The organism is Collinsella sp. An271 (genome assembly GCF_002159695.1).
GTDB classification, from domain to species: domain Bacteria; phylum Actinomycetota; class Coriobacteriia; order Coriobacteriales; family Coriobacteriaceae; genus Collinsella; species Collinsella ihumii.
Genome location: NZ_NFJE01000031.1, coordinates 1 through 2,501, shown reverse-complemented (window position 1 = coordinate 2,501; position 2,501 = coordinate 1). Strand labels below are relative to the sequence as shown.

The 2,501-nt window shown below is 70.7% G+C and carries 2 protein-coding genes; both read right to left on the bottom strand.

Going from position 1 to position 2,501, the window contains the following annotated elements; translation table 11 throughout:
- Positions 1-92: 92 nt before the first annotated feature.
- Positions 93-848: an IS21-like element helper ATPase IstB gene (gene istB / locus B5F74_RS12105; RefSeq protein ID WP_087202828.1), complete on the bottom strand. Its 756-nt coding sequence runs from the start codon at positions 846-848 to the stop codon at positions 93-95.
- Entirely contained in the window at positions 841-2,334 is a 1,494-nt protein-coding gene (istA, locus tag B5F74_RS12100; RefSeq protein ID WP_204212603.1) for an IS21 family transposase, read from the bottom strand. The genes istB and istA overlap by 8 nt, the downstream gene beginning before the upstream one ends.
- Positions 2,335-2,501: the final 167 nt, after the last annotated feature.

Sequence of the window (2,501 nt, the reverse complement as noted above, 5' to 3'; positions counted from 1 at the left end):
TGTGTTTCGTCAAGTCTTGCTTTCGGAAAAGAGCACACGTTTCTTTCGGGTCTGCGCACGCAACTTTTTCGGGTCTCGTCACGCGCGCGCCCTCAGACCCCGGACCTTCCCAGCATGAGCGACTCCTCGAGCCTGTGGCTCGGGCCGCCGAACTCGACGAGCCTCCCGTGGTGCACGACGCGGTCGACGATCGCGGCGGCGAGCTTGTCGTCCGCGAAGACCGTGCCCCACTTGGAGAACTCCACGTTGGTGGTGAACACGATGCTCCTCCTCTCGTATGAGTCCGATATGACCTGGTAGAGCAGGCGGGCCCCGTCGACATCGAAGGGGACGTAGCCGAACTCGTCCAGCACGACCAGCGACGCCCGCCCGATGTCCGCCATCAGCCTGTCCAGGGTCCCCTCGCGCTTCGCCTTGCCGAGCTGGAGGACGAGCGAGGCGGTCTGGTAGAACCTGACCGGGATGCCGCGCCGGGTCGCCTCGACGCCGAGCGCGGTGGCCATGTGGGTCTTGCCGCGGCCGGTCGGGCCGTGGAAGACGAGGTCCTCCGAGCGCCCGACGAAGTCGAGCGAGAGCATCTCCTCGCGGCCCCAGCCGTCGGGGAAGCGGACGTTGGACCAGTCGAAGCCCTCCACGGCCTTGGGCACCGGGAAGCGCGCCTGGCGCAGCAGGCGCTGGCGCTTGGAGCGCTCGCGCGACTCGAGCTCGCGGGCGAGCATCGAGGAGCACGCCGCGAGCTGGCCGGGGGTGGCCGTCTCGAGGAACCACGCTATCGTGGCCTTCGAGATGAACAGCGAGCGTGCGCGCGAGGAGAACTCCTCGCGCTCGGCGTCCGGGATCCTAGGCACTGGCGGCGCCTCCCTCCAGCAGCTCGAACGCGCGGTCGTAGTCCGCGAGGTCGACCGGCTCGTCGTACTCGACGCGGCCGCAGCCGGACGCCGAGACCGCCGCCGAGAGCTCGAGCGTGGCGGCGTCCACGCCGCCGGTGGCCCCGAGGGAGCGCAGCGCGCCCTCCACGGCCGCCGACCAGCCCCGCCTCGCCGCCGAGTCCCGCAGCGCCCGCAGGTCGGCCCGCAGGTCGGCCGGCCCCTCCGAGTCGAGGTAGGCGACGAGCTCGTCGGGCAGCGACCCCCTCACCACGCTGTCGCGCCACCCGCCGGGGCGGTTGCACAGCAGCTTGAGCTGCAGCAGGGGGTCCGCCGAGTCGGTCGGGGCGTCGCCCCACTCGCGCTCGTAGGCAGTCACGACCTCGCCGCCGTCGCCCACGACGGTGACGTCGAAGGCGCCCATCGCGACGGCGACCTCGCGCGACGCGTAGGCCGGTCCGGCCGAGTAGCGGTGCTCGCCGCCGGCCTTGAAGGTGCCCTGCCTGTCGCACTTGCGCGTGAGCCACGCGACGCAGGCGAAGGGCGCCGGCGGCAGCGGCGAGAGGGCCGCGCGGTCCTCCTCGAAGAGCTCGGACTCGCACGCCCCCTTGCGGTAGTGCGCCCTGCCCTCCGAGCGCCCCAGGCAGCGCCCGAGCAGCCGCGCGTTGAACCCGCGCACGTCGGAGAACGCCGGGACGGGCACGAAGAGGTTGCGCCGGACCGCCCCGACCTTGTTCTCCACCGAGCCCTTCTCGTTGCCGGAGTAGGGGTTGGTGAAGCTGTAGTCGAGCCCGTAGTGGGCGGCGAAGCGCCGGAAGAGCGCGGAGGTGACGACCCGGGCCCCGACCCTGCGCCCCACCTCGGTGGCGTTGTCGAAGACGGCGCGCAGCGGCACGCCCCCGGCGAACTCGAAGACGTCCCTGAGCCCCTGGCAGACGCACTCGGCGGTCTCGCCCCAGAACACCTGGGCGAGCCCGACGTTGGAGTGCGGGAACGTCACGACCAGGTAGTGGCCGCGCTGGACCACGCCGCGCACGCGGAAGTCCGCCTGCCCGAAGTCGACCTGGCACTCGCCGGGCGCCCAGTCGAGCAGCAGGTAGCCCTGCGCCTCGCGGGCGTCGCGCCCGGCGGCGAGCTCGCGGCGGCGCCTCTTCACGTACCTCTGCACGGTCGAGTACGACCCCTCGAAGCCCATCTCCTCGACGAGCCTGTCGTAGACGCGCCTCGCGGTGTGGCGCTGCTTGTGCCAGCAGCGCCTGTCCTCCGCGAGCCACGAGTCGATGGCCTCCGCGTACGGCTCGAGGATCGGCGACCTCGGGGACCGCCCGACCTCGGGCGGCCTCTCGGAGAGGTCCACCTCCCTCAGGTACTTCCTCACCGTCGGCTCGGAGACCCCGGTGTCCCGGGCGATCGAGGCGACGCTCGCCCCGCCCCTGCCCAGCCTTCTGATATCTTCGATCTTGTGCACGCCGATCATTTTCCTTCCCGGCCTCCCGTCATCGAAACCTAAGCAACGACAACGTAAGGCCGAACGGGGGTGGTCGGCGCGCGCATGCTCAAACCCGAAAGTTTTTCGTGCTCATTCCCGAAAGGTCCCCGCGCTCAAACCCGTAAACAAGACGCTATCAAATACAG